Annotated in this window: 22 protein-coding genes; 11 read left to right on the top strand and 11 right to left on the bottom strand. The window is 72.2% G+C overall.

Annotated elements, in window-relative coordinates:
• Positions 1 to 100 precede the first annotated feature (100 nt).
• Together ACGFMK_RS01545 and ACGFMK_RS01540 are read left to right on the top strand one after the other, a co-directional pair.
• Complete coding sequence (locus ACGFMK_RS01545; protein ID WP_392756756.1) at positions 101 to 907, top strand: TrmH family RNA methyltransferase; 807 nt, start codon at positions 101 to 103, stop codon at positions 905 to 907.
• A 47-nt stretch (positions 908 to 954) separates the two neighbouring features.
• On the top strand, positions 955 to 1,575 hold the full coding sequence (locus tag ACGFMK_RS01540) for a DUF2537 domain-containing protein (protein WP_392756753.1): 621 nt from the start codon (positions 955 to 957) through the stop codon (positions 1,573 to 1,575).
• Here ACGFMK_RS01540 and ACGFMK_RS01535 read toward each other — a convergent pair.
• Positions 1,562 to 3,016, bottom strand: coding sequence for a hypothetical protein (locus tag ACGFMK_RS01535; protein ID WP_392756750.1), 1,455 nt, complete (start codon positions 3,014 to 3,016; stop codon positions 1,562 to 1,564). The genes ACGFMK_RS01540 and ACGFMK_RS01535 overlap by 14 nt on opposite strands.
• 82 nt (positions 3,017 to 3,098) lie before the next feature.
• Here ACGFMK_RS01535 and ACGFMK_RS01530 point away from each other — a divergent pair, with 82 nt between their 5' ends.
• Positions 3,099 to 3,452, top strand: coding sequence for an MmcQ/YjbR family DNA-binding protein (locus ACGFMK_RS01530; protein ID WP_392756748.1), 354 nt, complete (start codon positions 3,099 to 3,101; stop codon positions 3,450 to 3,452).
• On the opposite strand, the gene sepH is transcribed toward ACGFMK_RS01530, so the two are convergent.
• From sepH to ACGFMK_RS01510, 4 genes are all read right to left on the bottom strand, one after another.
• The gene (sepH, locus tag ACGFMK_RS01525) at positions 3,449 to 4,300 is read right to left on the bottom strand and encodes a septation protein SepH (RefSeq protein WP_392756746.1); all 852 of its coding nucleotides are present in this window, start codon (positions 4,298 to 4,300) and stop codon (positions 3,449 to 3,451) included. The genes ACGFMK_RS01530 and sepH overlap by 4 nt on opposite strands.
• A 301-nt stretch (positions 4,301 to 4,601) precedes the next feature.
• On the bottom strand, positions 4,602 to 4,835 hold the full coding sequence (locus ACGFMK_RS01520) for an ATP-binding protein (RefSeq protein WP_392756743.1): 234 nt from the start codon (positions 4,833 to 4,835) through the stop codon (positions 4,602 to 4,604).
• Positions 4,836 to 5,004: 169 nt separating this feature from the next.
• A complete protein-coding gene (locus ACGFMK_RS01515; RefSeq protein ID WP_392756741.1) occupies positions 5,005 to 6,156 on the bottom strand; it encodes a sensor histidine kinase in 1,152 nt (383 codons plus the stop codon).
• Positions 6,153 to 6,815 carry a response regulator transcription factor gene (locus ACGFMK_RS01510; protein ID WP_323324182.1) on the bottom strand — a complete coding sequence of 221 codons (663 nt, stop codon included), beginning with the start codon at positions 6,813 to 6,815 and terminating at the stop codon, positions 6,153 to 6,155. Before ACGFMK_RS01510 ends, ACGFMK_RS01515 begins: the two co-directional genes overlap by 4 nt.
• Before the next feature lie 112 nt (positions 6,816 to 6,927).
• On the opposite strand from ACGFMK_RS01510, the gene ACGFMK_RS01505 reads away from it, so the two are divergent.
• The 6 genes from ACGFMK_RS01505 to ACGFMK_RS01480 all read left to right on the top strand — a co-directional run bounded on the left by ACGFMK_RS01505 (position 6,928) and on the right by ACGFMK_RS01480 (position 13,514).
• Positions 6,928 to 7,473: a hypothetical protein gene (locus tag ACGFMK_RS01505; RefSeq protein WP_392756739.1), complete on the top strand. Its 546-nt coding sequence runs from the start codon at positions 6,928 to 6,930 to the stop codon at positions 7,471 to 7,473.
• A 2-nt stretch (positions 7,474 to 7,475) separates the two neighbouring features.
• Positions 7,476 to 8,564: a peptidoglycan-binding protein gene (locus tag ACGFMK_RS01500; RefSeq protein ID WP_392757563.1), complete on the top strand. Its 1,089-nt coding sequence runs from the start codon at positions 7,476 to 7,478 to the stop codon at positions 8,562 to 8,564.
• Positions 8,561 to 9,247 carry an ABC transporter ATP-binding protein gene (locus ACGFMK_RS01495; protein ID WP_392756736.1) on the top strand — a complete coding sequence of 229 codons (687 nt, stop codon included), beginning with the start codon at positions 8,561 to 8,563 and terminating at the stop codon, positions 9,245 to 9,247. Before ACGFMK_RS01500 ends, ACGFMK_RS01495 begins: the two co-directional genes overlap by 4 nt.
• Positions 9,244 to 10,449, top strand: a complete 1,206-nt coding sequence (locus ACGFMK_RS01490) for an ABC transporter permease (RefSeq protein ID WP_392756733.1) — start codon at positions 9,244 to 9,246, stop codon at positions 10,447 to 10,449. Before ACGFMK_RS01495 ends, ACGFMK_RS01490 begins: the two co-directional genes overlap by 4 nt.
• Positions 10,450 to 10,630: 181 nt before the next feature.
• On the top strand, positions 10,631 to 12,157 hold the full coding sequence (locus tag ACGFMK_RS01485) for an amidohydrolase family protein (RefSeq protein ID WP_392756731.1): 1,527 nt from the start codon (positions 10,631 to 10,633) through the stop codon (positions 12,155 to 12,157).
• Positions 12,158 to 12,272: 115 nt separating this feature from the next.
• Complete coding sequence (locus tag ACGFMK_RS01480; protein ID WP_392756728.1) at positions 12,273 to 13,514, top strand: glycosyltransferase 87 family protein; 1,242 nt, start codon at positions 12,273 to 12,275, stop codon at positions 13,512 to 13,514.
• Between the two features lie 10 nt (positions 13,515 to 13,524).
• Here the strand turns inward: ACGFMK_RS01480 and serC are convergent, their stop codons facing one another.
• Entirely contained in the window at positions 13,525 to 14,649 is a 1,125-nt protein-coding gene (gene serC / locus ACGFMK_RS01475; RefSeq protein WP_392756725.1) for a phosphoserine transaminase, read from the bottom strand.
• 190 nt (positions 14,650 to 14,839) lie between these two features.
• Between serC and ACGFMK_RS01470 the strand changes: the two genes are divergently transcribed.
• Positions 14,840 to 15,487, top strand: coding sequence for a hypothetical protein (locus tag ACGFMK_RS01470; protein ID WP_392756722.1), 648 nt, complete (start codon positions 14,840 to 14,842; stop codon positions 15,485 to 15,487).
• Between the two features lie 11 nt (positions 15,488 to 15,498).
• On the top strand, positions 15,499 to 15,816 hold the full coding sequence (locus ACGFMK_RS01465; protein WP_392756720.1) for a hypothetical protein: 318 nt from the start codon (positions 15,499 to 15,501) through the stop codon (positions 15,814 to 15,816).
• 50 nt (positions 15,817 to 15,866) lie between these two features.
• On the opposite strand, the gene ACGFMK_RS01460 is transcribed toward ACGFMK_RS01465, so the two are convergent.
• Genes ACGFMK_RS01460 through ACGFMK_RS01440 form a run of 5 tightly spaced genes read right to left on the bottom strand, consistent with a single transcriptional unit; the run spans position 15,867 to position 20,647 of the window.
• Positions 15,867 to 17,207, bottom strand: coding sequence for a serine hydrolase domain-containing protein (locus tag ACGFMK_RS01460; RefSeq protein ID WP_392756717.1), 1,341 nt, complete (start codon positions 17,205 to 17,207; stop codon positions 15,867 to 15,869).
• A gap of 23 nt (positions 17,208 to 17,230) precedes the next feature.
• Positions 17,231 to 17,851 (bottom strand): response regulator, encoded by a 621-nt coding sequence (locus ACGFMK_RS01455; protein ID WP_392756714.1) that lies wholly within the window; start codon positions 17,849 to 17,851, stop codon positions 17,231 to 17,233.
• Positions 17,848 to 19,005, bottom strand: coding sequence for a sensor histidine kinase (locus tag ACGFMK_RS01450; protein ID WP_392756710.1), 1,158 nt, complete (start codon positions 19,003 to 19,005; stop codon positions 17,848 to 17,850). The genes ACGFMK_RS01455 and ACGFMK_RS01450 overlap by 4 nt, the downstream gene beginning before the upstream one ends.
• Positions 19,002 to 19,811, bottom strand: a complete 810-nt coding sequence (locus ACGFMK_RS01445; RefSeq protein ID WP_392756707.1) for an ABC transporter permease — start codon at positions 19,809 to 19,811, stop codon at positions 19,002 to 19,004. The genes ACGFMK_RS01450 and ACGFMK_RS01445 overlap by 4 nt, the downstream gene beginning before the upstream one ends.
• The gene (locus ACGFMK_RS01440) at positions 19,808 to 20,647 is read right to left on the bottom strand and encodes an ABC transporter ATP-binding protein (protein ID WP_392756704.1); all 840 of its coding nucleotides are present in this window, start codon (positions 20,645 to 20,647) and stop codon (positions 19,808 to 19,810) included. The genes ACGFMK_RS01445 and ACGFMK_RS01440 overlap by 4 nt, the downstream gene beginning before the upstream one ends.
• Between the last annotated feature and the right edge of the window lie 940 nt (positions 20,648 to 21,587).

Genomic DNA, 21,587 nt, shown 5'->3' with positions numbered 1-21,587 from the left:
ACCAGGAGTTAACCGACAGCAAAATGAACCCGTTCGTACCAGAGCCGGGTGGACGTTCGGACCAGTGAGCCGCCCGGCAAGCGGATGACACACTGTGCGGATGGCCGTGATCCACACCGATGATCGGGACGACCCGAGACTCGACGACTTCCGCGACCTGTCCACTGCGGACCGCCGCCCGGACCGGCCTGGTGGCAAGGGACTCGTCATCGCCGAGGGCACCGTCGTGGTGTCCCGCCTGCTGGCTTCCCGGTACCCCGTACGGGCTCTGCTGGGCGTTGAACGGCGTTTCGCCGAGCTGGCCGGAGATCTCGCCGGGGCGGACGTGCCGCAGTACGTCACGTCCGCGGAGACGATGGCCGACGTCGTCGGCTTCCACCTCAACCGCGGCATCCTCGCGGTCGCCGACCGGCCGGCGCCGCTGACGGTTTCCGACGTGGTGACCGGCGCCGGCACGATCGCGGTGCTGGAAGGCGTGGGGGACCACGAAAACCTCGGCGCGCTGTTCCGCAACGCGGCCGCGCTCGGCGTCGGCGGCGTGCTGCTCGGGCCCGGCTGCTCCGACCCGCTGTACCGGCGCAGCGTGCGCGTTTCCATGGGACACGTCCTGCGCGTGCCCTTCGGGTACCTGACGGACTGGCCGGGCGGGCTCGACGACCTGCGGGCGCGCGGGTTCGCCGTCGCCGCGTTCACCCCGCGCCCCGGCTCGGTCCCACTGCGTGAACTGCGCGAGCACGCGCCCGGTCCGGTGGCCCTGCTCTTCGGCGCGGAGGGGCCGGGACTGACCGAATCCGCGCTCGCCGCTGCTGATCACGCGGTGCGGATACCCATGCCGGCCGGAGTCGACTCCCTCAATATCGCCACGGCCGCCGCCGTCGCCTTCTACGAGCTGGCGTCGGGTGACTAAGGTGCCACCTAGTGTTTCGGGGGACTCGGGCGGCGTGAAGGGACACCATGGAGCTGCGGATCCGCGGCGAGCGCGCGGTGCTGGCCGGGCCCGGTGGTGAGCAGGCGCGCGAGGTGGACCCGTACAAGCTCGCGATCGGCGGCGATCTGGCGCAGGCGCTGCACGAGTGGGCGCGGGTGGCGTCCGCCGTCTCCGCCGACTCGGGGGAGGAAGCGGCCGCCGTCGTCTCCCAGCGCGGCCGCCAGCTGGCCGGGCGGCTGGCCGCGGTGATGGGCACGGCCGTGCGGTTCGTCGACCCGGTGACCGGCGCCGACACCGTCGTCGAGCCGCCGCCGCGGCGGTCCGAAACGGGGCGGAAGCTGATCCGGACCGTGCTGGGGCCGCCGGGACCGCCCGGGGAACCGACCCCGTGGCTGACCGGGCTGACCATCTCGGCGTTCATCGCCGCCGTCGTCGTGGTGGCGATGCTGGCGCTGGCGACGAGTCTGGAGCGCGAGACCGGCGGCTGGCTCGTGCTGGTGGGGGCGGTGATCGTCACGGTCGGGATCGGGCCCTCGGTGTGGCTGATCCGCCGCACCCCGATCTTGCGCTGGGCGGCCTACGGCGCGGCCGGCGGCGTGCTGATCGCCTGGGTCGGCGTGCTGGTGATCGCCTTCAGCGGCGCCTGACGTAGGTGACCAGCGCGCCCTGGGCCCGGGTCGCGGTCTGGGTGCCGAAGACGTAACCGCGTGACGCGGCGATCTGGCGGACCAGCTCGGGCGAGACGCCGAACGGGCCGGAGAAGAACGTGACGCCGGCCCGGCCGGTGAACTCCTTCGCCAGCCAGGCGACCCGCGTCGAGCGGGGGAAGATCCGGAGCACCCACGCCAGCGGCACGATCCCCGCGACCGCCAGCGGGAAACCGATCGCGAACAGGCGGGTGTCCCCGGTGATCGCCTCGGTCACGCCGCTGCCGCCGACGCAGAGCAGCACCCAGGCCGCCGGGGCCAGGAAGCCGACGAACGACATCCGGAACCTCCGCCCGGGCGGCAGGGGCGCCGCGGGTTCGCGGCGCAGGAGCAGGAGCCGGTCCGTCGAGTCGGCGAACTCGCCGGCCGGGAACAGGCCTTCGCGGCCCGCGATCTCGGTGATCCGGGACGGCGGCAACTTCGCGTGCCGGACGCTCAGCCACAGCTCGTCCCGGCGGTGGAGGTGGTCGCGCAGCCACTGCTCGCGTCCGGGCGCCTCGGTGATCGGTTCGGCCACGGACGGCAGTGCCGGTGCGGGGGTGCCGAACACCAGACCGGGACGGCACTTCACGAAGAGGAAGGAGTCGGTGGTGCGGCCCGTGGCGTACGGGCCGCCGTAGAAGTAGCCGTACCGCGAAGCGACCTCGCCGAGCAGGTCCGGGGACAGTGCCGGCGGGAACGGCACGGCCACCTGCTGGGCGCCCGTGAACGGCGCGTCCAGCCAGTGCAGCCGCGGCGACCGGCCGACGACGACCCGCAGCACGAACAGCGCCGCGACCAGGACCGTGGCGGCGCCCGCGACGAGCAGCAGCGGCGGCCAGGCCGTCCGGTCGAGCAGTCCCCAGGCGCCCGCGGCCGTGATGCTCGCGGCGAACGCCGTGGCCAGCGCGTACTGCATCCCGCGATAGGTGATCCGCTGGGCCGTTCGCGGTCGCAGCTCCTCGTCCGGCAGGCCGGCCCGGCGCAGCAGCATCAGCCGGTCGGTCGGATCGCTCGCCTCCGCCACCACGGTCATCCCGGCGGCCGAGGCGGCCGAGGCGACGTCCGCGCGGGCCAGCTTAAGCCGCCGCAGACTCGCCCAGAACTGCTCCTGCCCGGCGAGCAGCCGGTCGAGCCGGCGCCGGTCGGCGGCGGTGCCCGGACCGCGGTCGAAGTGGGGCGGGAAGAAGCCGGGTGCGAACTCGAAGCGGAGGAAACCCGCCTGGTCGGGAGGGGTTTCGCGGTACCGGCGCCCGAGCGCGGCCTGTCGCACTTCGTGCGCTTGCAGGCCCCACTGCTGCGGGGAGACCTGGACGACGGGCGTGCCGGAAAAGGCGCGGAACCGCAGTTCACCGAGCCGGACCAGGTGCGCCTGCCCGGCCGGTGGTGCCGCTGTCGTCATCGCGCTTCATCACCGTACATGATCGATCCCTCCCTCAGCGTGACATCGTAAAGGAGGCCGGGAGAACGGGGATACTGGCGCGATGGAGCAGCTGGACGCGTTGCGGAAGCTCTGCCTCGCCCTGCCGGAGGCGACCGAGCGGCTCAGCCACGGCTCGCCGGCGTGGTTCGTGCGCGGCAAAAAGACCTTCGTCATGTTCGCCGACGACCACCACGGCGACGGCAGGCTCGCCTTCTGGTGCCCGGCGCCCGCCGGGGTGCAGGAGGAGCTGGTGCGCACCGAGGCGGAGCGGTTCTTCAAACCGCCGTACGTCGGGCCGCGCGGCTGGCTGGGCGTGCGGCTGGACGTTGACCTCGACTGGGCCGAGGTCGAGCGGATCGTGCGGGAGGCCTACCGCGTGGTGGCGCCGAAAACCCTCGCGGCGCTGGTGGACTAACCGCGCTGCGAGCGGACCCCGAGCAGCACGTCCTCCCAGGACGGCACGATCGGATGATTCTTTTTGGCCTTCGGCCGCGCCGGCTCCTCCGCGCTCGCCGTCTCCTCTTCGGGGTCGGCCGGGACGCGGGGGATCTCGCGGGTGTCGTCGTCCGGGTCCGGCTCGGCGGCCGGCAGCTCGGCGTGCTCCGGCGCCACCGAGTCCAGCGTCGGCTGGAACTCCGCGTCGCGGGCCGGGTTGAGCGCGCGGACCGTCCGGGGCGGGCGGTAGGCGTTCGGGTCGAGCAGGACCTCGGCGTTCTCGTCGAGCGCCGTCACCGTGCCACCGTGCGCCCCCGGCGAGAACGCCCAGTGCGCGCGGTTGTCGGAGCGCCCGGCCTTCCAGCGCAGCACGACGACCCAGCGGCCGTCGTCGCCCTTCCAGGAGTCCCAGGTGGCCTGGGAGTAGTCGTGCCCGCGCACGCCGAAGCCGTACGCGACGACCTCGCCGAGCGTCTGCACGTCCGGGCCGTCTTCACGGACCGGGTGCGCGCTCTGCGCGAGCTCGGCGGTGCGGGACCGCTCGAGCAGCACGGGGTAGGCGTAGCGCTCGACGCGCTGCTCCGAGATCCCGGCGCCGCTCGCGACTTGCTGGACTGATTCGCCGGCGCGGATTCGCGCCTGGATCTCGCGTGGCCGCATCTGGCTCTCCAACTCGATTTCGATCTGGCCGAGGCGGGTGATGTCACCCCGCGCCGCCGCGCGCAGTCTCTCATCGGCCGGGAGGAGGAATTGCGTACGGCTCGCCGGGTCTTCGCACACGATGGACTTACCGTCCTCGTGCAACCCGACCACTCGCAGCGTGCGCATTGTTCGCCTTCCCCGATGCTTCACCGTTGTGGGTGCCCACGTTAGAACGGCGCGTCGGCTTGACGTGCGAGGCGCGCCGAGTCTTCACCCAAGTGACCACTCTTCATTTCGTGACTCTCGCATCATCCGTGCCCTGGTCAGCGGCATCCGTGTGACACGCCGACCACGCAAAGTCACGATCGAGTGGATCGCCACGGTCGTCGTTGCCAAGTTTTCACCATCTGGCCCAACGTCGCTGGGCCCTGTGGTTGTTGGGACTGGTGTGACTACTGAGACGCGTGGGACGTCGCGGGGTTGCCGCTCACGAGGGCAGGTGGACGGTCACCGTGAGGCCGCCTCGTTTGCCGGGCTGGGCCTCGGCGGTGCCGCCGTGGGCGTGGGCGACCGAACGGACGATCGACAACCCGAGTCCCGCGTTGGCACGTGTCTCCCGTCCGCGCGTGGCGGAGGTCGGCGGGGCGGCGAGAGCCGGCCGGTCGCTCGACCTGCCGGGTGGCGGGAGGGCGGCGGTGCGAGCGCTGGGCGCTGATCTCACGAAGGCAGGCAGACCGAAGCCGCCGCGTTTGCCGGGTTGGGCTTCGGTGGTGCCGCCGTGGGCGTGGGCGACCGAACGGACGATCAAGAGCCCGAGTCCCGCCTCCGCCCAGCCCGTCCGCGCGCCGGAGGGCTGGGCGAGGCGGCGGGCCGGGTGCTGCGCGCTGATCTCATGAAGGCGGCAGGCGGACGGTCACGGTCAGGCCGCCGCGTTTGCCGGGCTGGGCTTCAGCGGTGCCGCCGTGGGCGTGGGCGACCGAACGGACGATCGAGAGCCCGAGTCCCGCGTTGCGGGTGTCGCCCGTCCGCTCGGCGCCGTTGATCCGGCGGAACGGCTCGAAGAGCGTCGGGACGGCTTCCGGTGGGACCACCGGGCCCGAGTTGCGGACCTCCAGCGCCGGGTCGCCGCGGACCTCGGCGTACACCCAGCCGCCCTTGGCGTTGTACGTGATCGCGTTGACCAGCAGGTTCGTCACCAACCGCTCCAGCAGCACCGGGTCGCCCGCCACCGTGCGCGGCCGGAGCCGGGTCTCCACCTTGACGCCCGCCGACTCCGCCTGGGCCGAGGTGGCCCGGACGACCGACGCGACGACCTGGTCGAGCCGGACCGGGGTGCGCGCGGTCAGGCCGCGGTCGCTGCGGGCCAGCACCAGCAGGCCCTCGATCATCCGCTCGCTGCGCTCGTTGGTGTGCAGCAGGTGCGTGCCGAGTTTCCGCAGCTCCGGCGCGACTTCGGGGTCGGCCATCGCGACCTCGATCAGCGTCCGCTGCACCGCCAGGGGCGTCCGCAGCTCGTGGGACGCGTTCGCGACGAACCGCTTCTGGCTGTCGAACGACTCCGCGAGCCGGTCGAGCATGCCGTCGAAGGTGTCGGCCAGCTCCTTCAGCTCGTCGGGCGGGCCTTCGAGGTTGATCCGCCGGTCGAGTTTGCCCGCTTCGAGCCGCCGCGCGGCCGACGTGATGTCGTGCAGCGGCCGCAGCGCCCGGCCCGCCATCAGCCAGCCGAACAGGACGGCGAGCGCCGCCGTCGCCACGAGCGCGATCGCCGAGTTGACGACCAGGGTGGACAGCGTCGAGGACCGGTACTCGTCCAGCGAGCCGCTGACCAGCCGCACGGCCGTGCCGGCCGGCGCCATGACCGTGTTGTCAGGGATCCCGTACGCCGCGTCGGCCGAGCCGAGGGACGCCGTCGCGAACCGGGCCGGGTCCGGCAGCGTGCCCTGCACCAGCAGGTAGTCGATGACGACGAGGACCAGCCCGGCCAGCAGGAACAGCCCGCCGTACCAGGCGGTCAGCTTCGTCCGGACCGACAGCGCGTTCACGGCGTGCCGAACCGGTAGCCGGCGCCGGGCACCGTCTCGATCACCGGCGGGTCGCCGAGCTTGCGGCGCAACGTCATCACCGCGACGCGCACCGCGTTGGTGAACGGGTCGGCGTGCTCGTCCCACGCCTTGTCCAGCAGGTCCTCGGCGCTCACCACCGTGCCCTCGGCCCGCATCAGCACTTCCAGCACGGCGAACTCCTTCGGCGAGAGCTGCAGGAACCGGCCGTCGCGCGCGGCCTGGTGCCGGGGCAGGTCCAGCACGACGCCGTCGCGCTGCAGCACCGGGGGCAACGCGGGCCGCGCGCGCCGGGACAGCGCCTGCACCCTCGCGACCAGCTCGGCGAACGCGAACGGCTTGGTCAGGTAGTCGTCGGCGCCGAGGCCCAGCCCGGCGACCCGGTCGGTGACGTCGGCGGCGGCCGTCAGCATCAGCACCCGCGCCTCGCCGCCCGCCGCGACGACCGCGGCGCACACCTGGTCGCCGTGCACCTTCGGCAGGTCGCGGTCGAGGACGACGACGTCGTAGCCGTGCACCCCGACCCGCTCGAGGGCCTGTTCGCCGTCGTAACAGACGTCGACGGCCATCGCGAAGCGGCGGAGGCCCTCCGCGACCGAGTCGGCGAGCAGCCGCTCGTCCTCCACCACCAGCACACGCACCCGCCCAGTCTGCCCAGGCGGGCCATAAGCCCCGCATAAGCGACTTCGCTTAGCGCGCCGGAATCCCCCGATCCGTAGACCTGACGACCTGACCGGAGGAAAGGAGCGAGCGATGCGAACACGCCTGACCGTCATCGCGGCGATCGGCGCCGCGGTGCTGCTCGCGGGGTGCGGGGCCAAGCCGGACGACGCGTCGAAGGTGGCCTCGATCTCGGGGCCGTCCTCGTCGGCCCCGGCCAAGGCCGCGGACAACAAGAGCGATGAGGACAAGATGCGCGACTTCGCCAAGTGCATGCGCGAGCACGGCGTCGACATGCCCGACCCGAAGCCGGCCGGGGACGGCGGCGGCATGGCGATCACGCTCGGGGGTGACGCCAAGGACGCGGGGAAGTTCGACGGGGCGCAGAAAGCCTGCAAGAGCCTCATGCCCAACGGCGGTGAGATGAAGCCGCCGAGTCCCGAAGAGCTCGACAAGATGCGCAAGGACGCCAAGTGCATGCGGGACCACGGCATCGACATGCCGGACCCCGACCCGTCCGGCAAGGGCGCCACGCGGATGGGCGGCCCGGGCGACGACCCGTCGAAGTTCGAGGCCGCCGCGAAGGCGTGCGGGATCGGCGTCTCCATGCACGCGGCACCGGCGGAGCCCGCGAAGTGACCATGGAAACCGAACTCAAGCCACGACGCCGTGGCCGCGCCCGCTGGTTCATCGCCGCGGCGGTGCTCGTCGTGGTGGTGGGCACCGGCTCCGCCGTGGTCCTGACGCGCGTCTCCTCCGCCACGTCGGTGCCGGAGGCGGCTCCGCCGTCCGTCGAAACCGCGGAGGTGGCCAAGACCGACCTCAGCGAAGAGGAGGAGGCCGACGGCACCCTCGGTTACGGCGAGGAGTCCTCGGTCGCCGGCCGCAAGCCCGGCACGATCACCTCGCTGCCGGCCGCCGGCGCGGTCCTCACCCGCTGCCAGGCGGTGTACGGCGTCGACGCGAAGCCGGTGCCGCTGTTCTACGGCACGCTGCCGTTCTACCGCGACCTCGCCCAGGGCGCGGCCGACGGTGCCGACGTCAAGCAGCTCGAGGAGAACCTCAAGGCGTGCGGTTACGGCGGGTTCGGCACGCCGGACAAGAAGTTCACCTCGGCGACGGCGGCCGCGCTGAAGAAGTGGCAGAAGGCGCTGGGGCTGGACCAGACCGGCGCGTTCGGCCAGGGCGACGTCGTGCTCGCCGCGGGTGAGCTGCGGGTGTCCGCGCTCGCGGCGAAGCTCGGCTCACCGGCCCAGGGCGAGGTGCTGAAGACCACCGGCACCGTCCGCTCGGTGCAGGTCAAGCTGGACGCGGCCAAGCAGGACCTCGCCCAGCAGGGCGCGAAGGCGTCCGTGACGATCAACGGGAAGACGTCGAAGGGCACGATCACCGACGTCGGGAAGTCCGCGGTCGAGGGCAAGGACGGCGCGGGCCAGGACGACGGCAAGCCCAAGATCACCGTGACCGTCCGGCTCGACGACCCGGCCGTCGCCGGCACGCTCGACTCCGCCCCGGCGACCGTCCGGTTCACCAAGGACGTCCACTCCGGGGTGCTCGCGGTGCCGGTCGGCGCGCTGCTCGCGCTCGCCGAAGGCGGTTACGCCGTCGAGGTCGACGAGAACGGCAAGCGACGGCTCGTCGCCGTCCAAACCGGACTGTTCAGCGGCGGCAAGGTCGAGGTCAGCGGTAACGGCCTGGCCGCGGGCATGCGGGTGGTGACGACGTCGTGACGCCCGTCCTGCGCGTCCACGAGGCCACGCGCACCTACCCCGGCGGGGTCGCCGCGCTCGACGGCGTCTCGCTTTCCCTGGAAGACGGCGAGATGGTCGCGATCGTCGGGCCGTCCGGGTCCGGGAAGTCCACGCTGCTGCACCTGATGGGCACGCTCGACCGGCCGTCCGCGGGCCGGGTCGAGCTGCGCGGCCACGACGTCGCCGAGCTGTCGGACCGGAAGGTCTCGGCGCTGCGCTCGCGCTGGATCGGGTTCGTGTTCCAGCAGTTCTTCCTCGACGAAGGGATGAGCGCGGTGGACAACGTCTGCACCGGCCTGCTCTACGCCGGGGTGCCGCGGCGACGGCGGCGCTCGCGGGCGCTGGCCGCGCTCGAGCGCGTCGGGCTGGGGCACCGGGCGTGGCACCGGCCCGGCGAGCTGTCCGGCGGGGAACGCCAGCGCGTCGCGATCGCCAGGGCGGTCGTGAACAACCCGGCGATCCTGTTGGCCGACGAGCCGACCGGCAACCTCGACACCGGTACCGGCGCGGCGGTGCTCTCCTTGCTCGGCGAGCTGTCCGCGGACGGCACGACGATCGTGGTGATCACCCACGACCGCGAGATCGCGGCGGGCATGCCGCGGCGGATCGAGCTGCTGGACGGGCGCCTGCGCCTCGACACCGGCCTGGTGGGTGCGCGATGACGCTGGTGACGTTGCCGGAACCCGCCCGGCTCAAGCCACCGGACGTCGTCGCGCTCGGCGCCCACGGCATGCGGACGCGCCCGGTGCGTGCCGTGCTTTCCGCGCTGGGCATCGCGATCGGCGTCGCGGCGATGGTCGCGGTGCTGGCGATCCCGGCGTCCGGCGCGCAGGCGCTGCACGACCGGCTGGCCGCGCTCGGTACCAACCTGCTCACCGCCGGGCCTGGTCAGACGTTGTTCGGGGACAACGCGACCCTGCCGGACGACGCCGTCTCGATGGCGAAGCGGATCGGGCCGGTGACGGCGGCGACCGGCACCGGGACGACGTCGGCGAGCGTACGGCGCAGCGACCGGATCCCGGTGGACGAGACGTCCGGGCTCGCCGTCTACGCGGCACGCCCGGACCTGCTCGGGGTGCTGGGCGGGAAGGTGCGGTCGGGGGCGTTTCTGGCGCCGGGCAACCAGAACTACCCGGTGACGGTGCTCGGGGCGCAGGCCGCCGCGCGCCTCGGCATCGACCACGTCGACCCGGCGCGGCCGCCGCAGGTGCTGATCGGCACGGAGTGGTTCACCGTCGCCGGGATCCTCGGGCCGATGCCCCTGGCGCCGGAGATCGAGCGGTCGGCGCTGGTCGGCTGGGACGTCGCGAAGCGGCTCCTCGGCTTCGACGGTCATCCGTCCACTGTGTACGTCCGGGCGAAAGAGTCCGAAGTGGACGGTGTGCGGTCGGTGCTGGGCGCGACGCTGAACCCGCAGGCGCCCAACGAGGTCGAGGTCAGGCGCCCGTCGGACGCGCTCGCCGCGCAGAAGCTCACCGACAACACCTACAGCGCGCTGTTCCTCGGTCTCGGTGGCGTCGCGCTGCTCGTCGGCGGGGTCGGGGTGGCGAACACGATGGTCATCTCGGTGCTGGAACGGCGTCGGGAGATCGGCCTGCGGCGCGCGCTCGGGGCCACGAAACGGCAGGTGCGCGGGCAGTTCCTGGCCGAGTCGGTGCTGCTGTCCGGGCTCGGCGGCCTGGCCGGCGTCGTCACGGGGGTGCTGGTGACCGCGGGGTACGCGCTGAGCCAGGGCTGGCCGGCCGTGCTGCCGGTCGGCGCGCTGGCGGGCGGGGTCGGCGTCGCGGCCCTGGTCGGGGCGGTCGCCGGGGCGTACCCGGCGGTCCGCGCGGCGCGGCTCGCCCCCACGCGGGCCCTCGCCTGAAGACGGCACTTTCACGTGAAAAGCGACGAGGAGGAACCCTCCGGATCACTTTCACGTGAAAGTGCCGCACCGGCGCTACCTTCGCCCGTGCTCTGCACCGGAATTGAGCACGGGGAAAGATTCCCGACCGCGGCCCGCGGCGTTGAATACCGATCACATCGTTGATCGAAGGGCGGCTGCCGTGGTGCGAGTCGAGGCGAACAGACGAGACTTCCTTCGCTGGCTTGCCACGGCGGGTGCGGGGCTCGCCGCCGCGGGGATCACCCCGTCGCTCTTCGCCCAGGAAGCCGCCGCGGCCGGCACGGACGTCGTGGTGGTGCTCGGGGCCACGGTCGTCGACGGCACCGACGCCCTCGCCCGGCCGCACTCGGCGGTCGTCCTCGTCGGCGACCGGATCGCCTGGGTCGGCCCGGCCGCCGAGGTGCCGCACCACGCCGGGGCCACGGTCGTCGACGGCCGCGGGCGCTACGTCATCCCCGGCCTGTGGGACATGCACGCCCACGGCATCGACTACGAGCAGCTGGCGCCGCCGATGTTCCTGGCCAACGGCGTCACCGGCATCCGCGAGATGCAGGGGTACGCCGAGAACCGCGCCACCCGCGACAGGATCGTCCGCGGCGAGCTGCTCGGCCCGCGGATCGCCCTCGCCAGCGCGATCCTCGACGGCCCGGTCAGCCTGCTCGGCCCGCCGATCACCCAGGTCGCGACGCCGGAGGAGGGCCGTGCGGCCGTCCGGACCGCCCTCGCGCAGGGCTCCGACTTCGTCAAGACCTACTTCTACCTGCCGAAGGACGTCTACCTGGCGATCGCCGACGAGTGCCGCCGCGTCGGCCTCCCGTTCGCCGGCCACTGGCCGTACCGGCTTCCCCAGCTCGACGCCGCGAAAGCCGGGCAGCGCAGCTTCGAGCACAACTTCGGCGTGCCCATCCACACGTCCAGCCGTCGTGACGAGATCCTGGCCCGCCTCGACGCGACGCCGTTCGACCCGGACGCGCCGCGCGACTTCTTCAACCTCGCCCGCGAGCTCGACCGGCAGGCGGCCCAGGCCTACGACCCCGCCGTCGCGGAACGCCACTTCGCCGGGCTCAAGGCACTGGACTGCTGGATGAGCCCGACGTTCGCCGTCAACCGCGTGATCTCGCGGCCGTCCGACGCCTACACGCACGACCCGCGGCTCAAGTACGTCTCCCCGGACATCCTCGGCTACTGGGTCGAGCACCTCCCGCTGTTCACGCCGGTCACGTCCGAGCAGATCGCCCAGCAGGAGGTCTACTTCGAAGCGCAGCTGCGGCTGGTCGGCGCCGCGCACCGGGCCGGGGTGGGCGTCATCGGCGGCACCGACTGCCTGAACCCGTACGTCTACCCGGGGTTCAGCCTCCACGACGAGCTCGACTTCCTCGTCGAAGCCGGCCTCTCGCCGCGGCGGGCGCTGCAGACGGTGACGCGCGACGCCGCGCGGTTCCTCGGCCGCGAGTCGACCACCGGCACCGTCACCGCGGGCAAGGTCGCGGACCTGGTGCTGCTCGACGCCAACCCGCTCACCGACATCCGCGCGGTCCGCCGGATCAACACCGTCGTCACGGCGGGCCGGGTGCTCGACCGGGCGCGGCTGGACCGCATGCTGGCCGACGTCGTCACCGCGGCGAAGCAGCCGCGGACGGCCGCGAACAGCAGGTCAGTGGGCTTGCCGGTGCGTGGCTGCTGCTGAGCGCCCGGTAATCTCGGCCGGTCGAAGACCTGGCTGAGGGGGACGCGTGGTGTTGGCGGGGCGGCTTTTCGGGGGTTCCGGGTGGCGGAGCCCCCGGCCCGGGGCGAAGCCCCGGATGTCACAGTGGTCGGGGCGGAAGCTCGCGTGGGTGCTGGCCGTGCTCGAGATCGCGGCCGTCCTGCTGGTGCTCGTGCTGAAGCGGTTCGACGGTCTCGACCTGGAGGTCTACCTGGGCGGCGCGAGGGCGCTGGCCCAGCAGGGCTCGCCGTACGACGCCTGGGTGCCGACCACGCACCAGATCCTGCTGCCGTTCACCTACACGCCGTTCGCGGCGGCGGTGTTCCTGCCGGGCACGCTGCTGCCGTTCGCGGTGACGATGAAGCTGGTCAGCATCGCTTCGATCGTCGCCACCGGCGTGGTCGCCTACCTCTACATCGCGACGCTCAACGGTTCCCTGACCGACCCGTCGAAGGTCCACGGCCGGGCGGTGGCGGCGCTCGTCGCGATCGTCGCGCAGCTGGCCGGCGCCCTGCTCGAGCCGGTGCGCTCGACGCTCGGCTTCGGGCAGATCAACGCGCTGCTCATGCTGCTGGTGGTGCTCGACGTCCTGCTGCCGGGCCGGCGCGGGCGGACGAAGGGCCTGCTGATCGGCGTGGCCGCGGCGATCAAGCTGACGCCGGCGGTGTTCGTCGTCTACTTCCTCTTCCGCCGCGACTTCAAGTCGGCCGCGCGGGTGGTCGCCGGCTTCGTGGCGGCCGGCGCGCTGCTGTGGCTGATCCGGCCGTCGGCGTCCTTCACGTACTGGACGAAGCTCGTCTTCGACGCGGGCCGCATCGGCGGGGTCGACTACGTCGGCAACCAGTCGCTGCGCGGCCTGGTGACGCGGATCGGCCTGCCGGAGACCGCCGGGAACGCCGGGTGGCTGCTGGCCGCGCTCGCCGTGATGGCCGTGGTCGCGGTGGTGATCGTGCGGGCGGCCGAGCCGGTGCTGGGGCTGACGGCGTGCGCGCTCGGCGGGCTGCTCGTGTCGCCGATCTCGTGGACCCACCACTGGACGTGGTGCGTCCCGATCCTGGTGCTGGCCGGGTACTACGGCGTCCGTTCTCGGCGGACCGACCGCGTGGTGACGTGGTGGGCGGGCGCGGTCGTCGTGGCCGGGCTGGCGCTGTTCATCGCCGGCCCGATGTGGTTCGCCCCGCGCCCGGCGTCCTCGGTCGGCTGGTGGCTCGCGACGGAGTCCTACGAACTCTTCGGTCTGGCTCTGCTGGTCCTGGCGGCTTTCGCTGCCCCTCGCCTGAAAGCCGTGAAGGCCACCTTGAGGGACTCAGAGTCCCTCAAGGTGGCCTTCACGGACTAAAGCGGTCGGATCAGCCCAGGCGCTCGACGACGTACTCGATGCTCTGCGTGAGCTTCGAGACGTCGTCCGGGTCGATGGCCGGGAACAGGCCGACGCGCAGCTGGTTGCGGCCCAGCTTGCGGTACGGCTCGGTGTCGACGATCCCGTTGGCGCGCAGCACCTTCGCCACCGCGGCGGCGTCGACCTCGTCGGTGAAGTCGACCGTGCCGACGACCTGCGAGCGCAGCTCCGGGTCCTTCACGAACGGCGTGGTGTAGCTCGTCTTCTCGGCCCACTCGTACAGCCGCGACGACGAGTCCTTCGTGCGCGCGGTGGTCCACTCGAGGCCGCCCTGGCCGTTCATCCACTCGATCTGCTCGGCGAGCAGGAACAGCGTGGCCACGGCCGGGGTGTTGTACGTCTGGTCCTTGCGCGAGTTGTCCAGCGCGGTGGTCAGCGACAGGAACTCCGGGATCCAGCGGTCGCCGCCGCCGATCTCGCCGATCCGCTCGACCGCGGCGGGCGAGGCCAGCGCGATCCACAGGCCGCCGTCCGCGGCGAACGACTTCTGCGGCGCGAAGTAGTAGACGTCGAAGTCCTCGGCCTTGACCGGGAGGCCGCCGGCGCCGGAGGTGGCGTCGATCGCGACGAGCGCGTCACCGGAGCCTTCGGGACGGCGGACCGGGACGGCGACCCCGGTCGACGTCTCGTTGTGCGCCCAGCCGACCAGGTCCGCGCCGGCTTCGTAGGCGATGTCCGGCGCGCTACCCGCGTCGGCCTTGACGACGATCGGGTCGGCCAGGAACGGCGCGCCCTTGGTGACGGAGGCGAACTTCGAGGAGAACTCGCCGTAGGTGAAGTGCTGCGAGCGCTCGCGGACGAGGCCGAACGCGGCGGCGTCCCAGAAGGCCGTGGTGCCGCCGTTGCCGAGGATCACCTCGTAGCCCTCGGGGAGGGAGAACAGCTCGGACAGCCCGGCCCGGACGCGCCCGACGAGCGACTTGACCGGCTTCTGCCGGTGCGACGTGCCGAGGTAGGTGGAGCCGGACTCCGCCAGGGCGCTCAGCTGCTCGGCGCGGACCTTCGACGGTCCGCAGCCGAAGCGGCCGTCGGCCGGCTTGAGGTCTGCGGGGATGGTCAACTCAGCGTCGGTCATGTGGCCAGTCTCTCAGGTCGGGACTGGGCAGGTCGAAGCGGTGCGGAACTGTCCGGTATGTGGAATCACCGCTGTTCCGGGCAGCGGGACGGCGACCGTTTCGCCGGAAATCCGGTTTTCGCCGCCCTCCATGATCGATAGTTTCACCCGCCGGAGGAGGTGATCGCAGGTGCGCCGGACAGTAGGTGTCGTGGCATGGCTGCTGGCGGCCGCCGGGATCGGGTACGGGTTGGCAGCGCACCCGCCGCACGGCGCCGACGTCGCGTACGCCGCGGTGTTCCTCACGCTCTTCCTCGGGGTGACGGTCTACGGCCTGACCCGTCTCCGGCCGCTTCGGCCGGTGCAGCGACGCGCGTCCTTGCGACGCCGGCTGCTGGCCGCCACCGCGGCGGTCTGGACGGTCGCCGTCTTCGCCGTCGGCCTCGAGGTCGTGACGATCGTCGTCAACGGTGGCTGGCTGCCGTGGCTCCTGCCGGTCCCCGCCCTGATCGCCGTGACGGCGCTCGCCCTGTGGCGATCGGACCTCGCCGGCCCGGCGCGGTGCCTGGCGAGCGACGACTGGACGCCGGTCGCGGCCGCGGCCCTCGACGTCCGCGCCGGCGAACCGGTCGACGGCTGGATGGTGCTGCCGGGCGACTGGCGGACCAGGTTCCACCTGCCCGCCGTCCCGGCCGACATCGCCGAGGAGTTGCGTGACCGACGGCGTCTTTGGCTCGCCGGCTGGCCCTCGGACCACCTCGTGGTGGGCCTTCCGGCGGGTGACGGCTGCGCGATCGGCCTCGTGGGCGTCCACCGTGACCGTAAAAACACGGGTCCCAGCGCTCCGGCCCGCCGGTAGCTTTCCTTGCCATGAAGACAGTGCAGCAGAGCTTCCCGGTGCCGCCCGAGGTGCTCTGGAACGCCCTCCCCGCCGGGGTCGCGGCGGTCGGCGGACAGGGTCCGTACTACGAGCCGCACCGCGGGTTCGTGTCCTTCCGCACCGGGATGAGCCTGCTCAGCTGGGGCCAGGAGATCACCGCGACGGTCGCGCCGTCCGGCGGGGGATCGACGCTCACCGTCCAGACCAACCTGAAGTTCGGCTTGTACGACTGGGGCGAGGGCAAGCGCGTCGCCCACCGGTTCTCCGCCGCCGTCGCCTTCTCGGCGGGCACGGCGGCGCTGGCCTGAGGGCCCCGCTCACCTCGACTGGGGGTGTGAGCGGGGCCCCTCCTCAGCGCTCAGCGCCAGCCGTCGACGCCGCCCGGCACCGGCGCGGCCGGGTCGTACGGCGTGCGCGTGAAGACGAACGTCGCCAGGTCGAGGTGGGTCGCGACGCCATCGCCGTCGCGGCCCACCTTGAGCGTCTCGCCGGAGTAGTAGCCGTCGAGGCCGAGGTAGGTGTCCTTGTCCGTCTCGCGGAAGCGCGAGCCCCGGCCGGGCCCCTCGGCCGGGGACAGCAGGAGCAGGCCGTCACCCTGGATCCGCAGGTGGTACGGCGTCGGGCCCCAGTGCCAGAGCCCGGTCAGCGCCAGCAGGGCTGGGTCCACAGTGGACGGTTGCCACTCCGCGGGCAGGCGCGGCTCCAGCTCGTCGGTCATCGTGATGAGGTCCAGGGCCAGCGGCGTGATGCCGACCCCGGACGTCGAGTTCGCCAGCACCAGCGCGCCGGTCCCCGCGACCGGGTCGACCAGGGACGCGGCGAGGAACCCGGGCATCGAGCCGGTGTGCCCGGCCAGCCGGCGGCCCTGGTAGCGCACCAGCATCAGGCCGAGCCCGAACCCGGTGGTCCAGACGTCGGTGTCGTCGACGGTCACCATCGTGCGCATCTGCTCGAGCGTGTCCGGGCTGAGCACGCCGCCGGTGTGGCCGCCGAGGAACGACGTCCAACGGCCCAGATCGGCCGCCGTGGACCACAGCTGCCCGGCGGGCGCCATCGCGCCGGCGTCGGGGCTGGGCTCCGGCAGCAGGACGTCGGCGAAGGGGTGCACGGCGAAACCGTCGGCGTGCGCGCCGACCGGGTGCGGGGTGGTGCGGGTCATCCCGAGCGGGGCGAGGATCTCCTCGTTCAGCACGGACAGCCAGTCCTTGCCGCGGTGGCGGGCGATGAGCTCGCCGAGCACGCCGTAACCGACGTTCGAGTAGTGGAACTTCGCCCCGGGCCGGTGCTTGGTCGCGCCGTCGGCGAGGCTGCCGACGAGCGCGTCCCAGTCGGCGCCGGGGGTGCGCTCCCACCACTGGCCGGGCGACTCGGACGTCAGGCCGGAGGTGTGGGAGAGCAGCTGGGCGACGGTCGCGGCGCCGAACGGCGTGCCCGGGACGTGCCGCTCGAGCGGGTCGTTGAGGTCCAGCAGGCCTTCGTCGCGCAGCCGCATGACGGCGGTGGCGACGAGGGTCTTGGTGATCGAGCCCAGCCGGTACTGGGTGTCGGTGCCGGGCACGTCGCCCCCGACGCGCCCGCGGCTCCCGGACCAGACGATCTCCCCGTCCCGCACCACGGCGGCCACCAGCGACGGAGCCCGGCAGGTCGCCTGCTCGCGGGCGATCCGGCGGAGCAGGGCGTGTTCGGTCGACTCAAGCATGCGGGCATTCTGCCGCGCGACGCTCAGGTGAGCAGGTTCCGGGCCATCGCCGTGGTCACGGCGGCCGTGCGGTCCGACACACCGAGCTTGCCGAACGTCCGGAGCAGGTGCGTCTTCACCGTCGCCTCGCTGATGTGCAGCGCGCGGCCGATGTCCGCGTTCGTGCCGCCCTTCGCGACCAGGCGCAGCACCTCCACCTCGCGCGCCGACAGCGTCTGCGGCTCCGGGTTGCGGACGCGGTTGACCAGCTTGCCCGCCACCGACGGCGCCAGCACCGTCTCGCCGCGTGACGCCGCGCGGATCGCGTTCGCCAGCTCCGTGCGGGACGCGTCCTTCAGCAGGTAGCCGGACGCGCCGGCCTCGACCGCGCGCAGGATGTCCGCGTCCGTCTCGTACGTCGTGAGCACGACGATCCGGCGTGACGGCTGCTCATGCAGGATCCGCCTGGTCGCGCCGACGCCGTCCAGGCCGGGCATCCGCAGGTCCATCAGCACGACGTCCGGCTGCGCGACGCGGTCGAGCGCGACGGCTTCGTCCCCGGAGCCCGCTTCGCCCACGACCGTCAGGTCGGGTTCGGCTTCGAGCATGCCGCGCAGCCCTTCGCGGACGACGGGGTGGTCGTCGACGAGCATGATGCGGATCACGCGGGCACCTCCAGGGTCAGTTCGGTGCCGTCGGCGCCGCTGCGGACGCTCAGCGTCCCACCCACCTGTTCCGCACGGGACCGCATGCCCCGCAAGCCGAACCCGGTGACGCGGTCCGGGTCGAACCCGGCGCCGTCGTCCCGGACGTCCAGCCGGACCGCGTCGTCCACAAGGGACAGCCGGACCACCACCGCGCCGGCCGTCGCGTGCCGCCGGACGTTGTTCAGCGCCTCCTGCGCCCCGCGCAGCAGGACCACCTCGGCGGCCATGGCCAGCGCGGGCAGGTCACTGTCCACTTCGTACCGGACGGCCAGCCCGGTCTCGTCGCCGAGCCGATCGGTCAGCCGGCGGACGGCGTCGACGAGGGAGCCGCTCGTGAGGTCGTCCGGCGCGAGCGCGGCGACCATCGTGCGGGCCTCGGCGAGGTTCTCCCGCGCGGTGCGGGCGGCCAGTTCGGCGTGCCGCCGCGCCGCCGCCGGGTCGGTGTCCACTTCGGACTCGATGGCCTGGGCGAGGGTGACGATGCTGGTGAAGCCCTGGGCCAGCGTGTCGTGGATTTCGCGGGCGAGCCGCTCGCGCTCGGCCGCCGTGCCCGCCTCGCGGGAGAGCCGGGAGACCTCGGCCTGGCTCTCCTCCAGCCGGTCGATTAGGTCGGCGCGTGCCCGGCTCTCCTCGATGACGTGCAGGATGAACTTGCCGGACAGCACCCCGAACACGACGAGGATCGCGGTCATCGGCAGCAGGATGTGCAGCACCGGGCCCTTGAGCCCGTTGTTGACGATCGACGCCGCGGGGCTGAACAGGATCGTCGCCGTGGTCAGCACCGCCGCGGGCCGGAACTCGAGGGTCATGAACAGCAGCGGGCAGGCCATGAACAGGATGAAGCTGGCCGTGGTGTTGGCGAGCACCGCGGTCGCGACCAGCAGCACGACCAGGCCGGCGAACGCCCAGAGCTGCTGCGCGTGCCCGTCGTCGCGGACGATCCCGCGGCCCCAGAACAGGTACACCAGCACGAGCGCGGTGAGCGCCCCGACGGCCACGACGCTGCGGACCGGATCGGTCTCGTCCAGCAGCACCAGGACGGTCGTGGCGACGTACGCCACCGCGAAGAGGATCTCCCAGAGCCAGTTGAACCGGTCCCAGGCGTCGCTCACTTCCCGTCGGTCCACCGGAAGCTCAGCCGCGCCAGCACCAGCCCCGCCACGCACCAGATCCCCAGCACCAGCGCCACCCGAGGCAGTTCCCATGAGCCAGCCATCTCCATTCCGACCGCGCCATCCGGCAGGAACACCGACCGGAAGCCCTGGCAGATCCATTTGAGCGGGAAGAACGACGCGATGTCCACCATGATCTTCGGCAGGTTCGTGATCGGCGTGACGAACACGCCGGAGATGAACTGCAGCACCAGGTACAGCATCTGCACCACGGCCACCGCGCCGGTGGTGGATTTTGCGAGCGAGCTGAGCGCGATCCCGAGCAGCGTGCACGACACGATGCCGAGCACGAACACCCACAGCAGCGTCAGCCACTTCGAAGGCTCGGTCGGCAGTTTCAGCCCGAAGAGCAGCATGCTGACGGCGACCATCAGCACGGTCTGGGCCAGGCTGGACACCGCGACCAGCACCATCTTGCCGATGAAGTAGGACGACGACGGCATCGGCGTGCCGCGCAAGCGCTTGAGCGCGCCGGTCTCCCGGTCGGCCGAGACACCGGTGGCGATGCTGTTGAACGACGTCGAGACGATGCCCGAACCGATCATCCCGGCGGCGAGCAGCTGCCCCGACGTGACGCCGGCCAGCGCGGTCGGACCGTCCAGGATGGACCCGAGCAGGATCATCAGCACGGCGGGCAGGGAGAAGGTGAAGACCACCTGTTCCTTGTGCCGGAAGAACTGCCGCAGCTCGGTGCCGCCGCGGGCCAGGCCCAGCGTGAGTGGGCCGGGCAGGGCGAGGGTGGTCATGCCATGTCTCCGATCAGGTCCAGGTAGATGTCCTCCAGGCTGGGCCTGGTCACGGTGAGGTTCGCCAGCTCGCGCCCGCCCGCGGAGAGCTGGTTGACCAGCTTGGTCGGGTACGCGGTGCGCTCGGTGTGCTCACCGCGCTCGTCGGTCCAGTGCACGGTGGCCTCGGCACTGGCCCGGCCCCCGAGGTTCTGCGGCGTGTCCTGCGCGACGATCTCCCCGCGCGCGATCACCGCGACCCGGTCGGCGAGCGCCTCGGCCTCGTCGAGGTAGTGGGTGGTGAGCAGGATGGTCGTGCCCTCACCGGCGAGGTCGCTGATCAGGGACCAAAAATGACGCCGCGCCTCGGGGTCGAAGCCCGTCGTGGGCTCGTCGAGGAAGAGCAGTTCAGGCCGTCCGATGATGCCGAGCGCGACGTCGACCCGCCGCCGTTGCCCACCGGAAAGCGACTTGACCCGCGACTTGGCCTTCTCGGTGAGCCCGACCTTCTCGATCACCTCATCGGGATCGCGCGGGTCGGGGTAGTACTTCGCGAAGTGCCGCACGGTCTCGGCGACGCTCAGTTCAGCCGCATCATTTGCGGTCTGCAAGACGATGCCGATCTTGGAGCGCCATTCCCGCCCGGCCTTGCCGGGGTCCTCGCCGAGCACGGTGACTTCGCCGCTGGTCCGCTGTCGGTGACCCTCGAGAATCTCGACGGTGGTGGTCTTCCCGGCCCCGTTCGGTCCGAGCAGGGAGAACACCTCACCCGGCGCGATGTCCAGATCAAGGCCGGCCACCGCGAGGTGACCGGGGTACTGCTTGCGCAGGCCGCGCACGCTCACTGCTGTGGTCATGGGTTCAGCTTGGTCCTCGGAGGCGCGGATTCCGACCAACGCGCGGCTGAACCTGGCTGTCAGCCGATCGGTGGACAGAGTTGTCGGCTGGGTTGCTTTGTGTGTCTCTGACCTGGGCTTTTGGCCTGGTTTTGGGTTGGGTGCCGGTGGGCCCGCTCGCGGCTGGTCCGGCGCGAGTGGCCCTTTCGCGCGGTTCTGGTCGCGGCGCGATGGGCCCTTTCGTGGCTCCGATCCCGGCGCGGGTGGCCCGTTGGTGCCTTTTCGGGCGCGAGTGGCCCTTTCGCGTCGCTCCGATCCCGGTGTGAGTGGTCCGTTGGTGCCCTATCGGGCGCGAGCGGCCCTCTCGTGCTGCTCCGACCCCGCTGCGAGTGGCCCGTTGGCGCTCTGCCGTGCGCGTGAGTGGCCCGTTCATTTCGGACCGGGCGCGAGCGGCCCTTTCGCGTCGCTCCGATCCCAGCGCGAGTGGCCCGTTGGTGCCTTTCGGGCGCGAGTGGCCCTTTCGCGTTGCTCCGATCCCAGCGCGATTGGTCCGTTGGCGCTCTGCCGTGCGCGTGAGTGGCCCGTTCGTTTCGGACCGGGCGTGAGTGGCCCTTTCACGAGCGGCCCGCTGGTGTCACATCTGACGCGAACGGTCCGTTCATGCCGTTCCAATCCCGGTACGAGTGGTCGTTGGGGCCCTGCCAGGCGCGAGTGGCCCTTTCGAGCCGGTCCAGCCCGGCGCGGGTGGGCCGTTCGTGCCCCATCAGGCGCGAACGGCCCGTTCGCGCCGTCCCAAACCCGGCCCGACCCCAACCGACCACCTCGACATCACCGATCCGTGGAGCACCTCCCCGGCGCGCCGCCTTGCAAGATCGCTCATGGTTTCCCGTGGAACCACAAAAACGCTGTCATACAAGGAAAATGCACGAACGGCGACCATCCGGTAGCCCCCGCAAGGGTG

Origin of the sequence: Amycolatopsis sp. NPDC049252, from assembly GCF_043197175.1 — a bacterium.
In the GTDB taxonomy this organism is placed as follows: Bacteria; Actinomycetota; Actinomycetes; order Mycobacteriales; family Pseudonocardiaceae; genus Amycolatopsis.
The sequence above is the reverse complement of the archived record's forward strand: the minus strand, read 5'-3'. Positions and strand labels throughout refer to the sequence as shown.

Coding starts and splice junctions, on each gene's coding strand:
- ACGFMK_RS01545 (WP_392756756.1), top strand. CDS start 101: ATGGCCGTGATCCACACCGATGATCGGGACGACCCGAGACTCGACGAC.
- ACGFMK_RS01540 (WP_392756753.1), top strand. CDS start 955: ATGGAGCTGCGGATCCGCGGCGAGCGCGCGGTGCTGGCCGGGCCCGGT.
- ACGFMK_RS01535 (WP_392756750.1), bottom strand. CDS start 3,016: ATGACGACAGCGGCACCACCGGCCGGGCAGGCGCACCTGGTCCGGCTC.
- ACGFMK_RS01530 (WP_392756748.1), top strand. CDS start 3,099: ATGGAGCAGCTGGACGCGTTGCGGAAGCTCTGCCTCGCCCTGCCGGAG.
- sepH (WP_392756746.1), bottom strand. CDS start 4,300: ATGCGCACGCTGCGAGTGGTCGGGTTGCACGAGGACGGTAAGTCCATC.
- ACGFMK_RS01505 (WP_392756739.1), top strand. CDS start 6,928: ATGCGAACACGCCTGACCGTCATCGCGGCGATCGGCGCCGCGGTGCTG.
- ACGFMK_RS01500 (WP_392757563.1), top strand. CDS start 7,476: ATGGAAACCGAACTCAAGCCACGACGCCGTGGCCGCGCCCGCTGGTTC.
- ACGFMK_RS01490 (WP_392756733.1), top strand. CDS start 9,244: ATGACGCTGGTGACGTTGCCGGAACCCGCCCGGCTCAAGCCACCGGAC.
- ACGFMK_RS01480 (WP_392756728.1), top strand. CDS start 12,273: ATGTCACAGTGGTCGGGGCGGAAGCTCGCGTGGGTGCTGGCCGTGCTC.
- serC (WP_392756725.1), bottom strand. CDS start 14,649: ATGACCGACGCTGAGTTGACCATCCCCGCAGACCTCAAGCCGGCCGAC.
- ACGFMK_RS01465 (WP_392756720.1), top strand. CDS start 15,499: ATGAAGACAGTGCAGCAGAGCTTCCCGGTGCCGCCCGAGGTGCTCTGG.
- ACGFMK_RS01460 (WP_392756717.1), bottom strand. CDS start 17,207: ATGCTTGAGTCGACCGAACACGCCCTGCTCCGCCGGATCGCCCGCGAG.
- ACGFMK_RS01445 (WP_392756707.1), bottom strand. CDS start 19,811: ATGACCACCCTCGCCCTGCCCGGCCCACTCACGCTGGGCCTGGCCCGC.
- ACGFMK_RS01440 (WP_392756704.1), bottom strand. CDS start 20,647: ATGACCACAGCAGTGAGCGTGCGCGGCCTGCGCAAGCAGTACCCCGGT.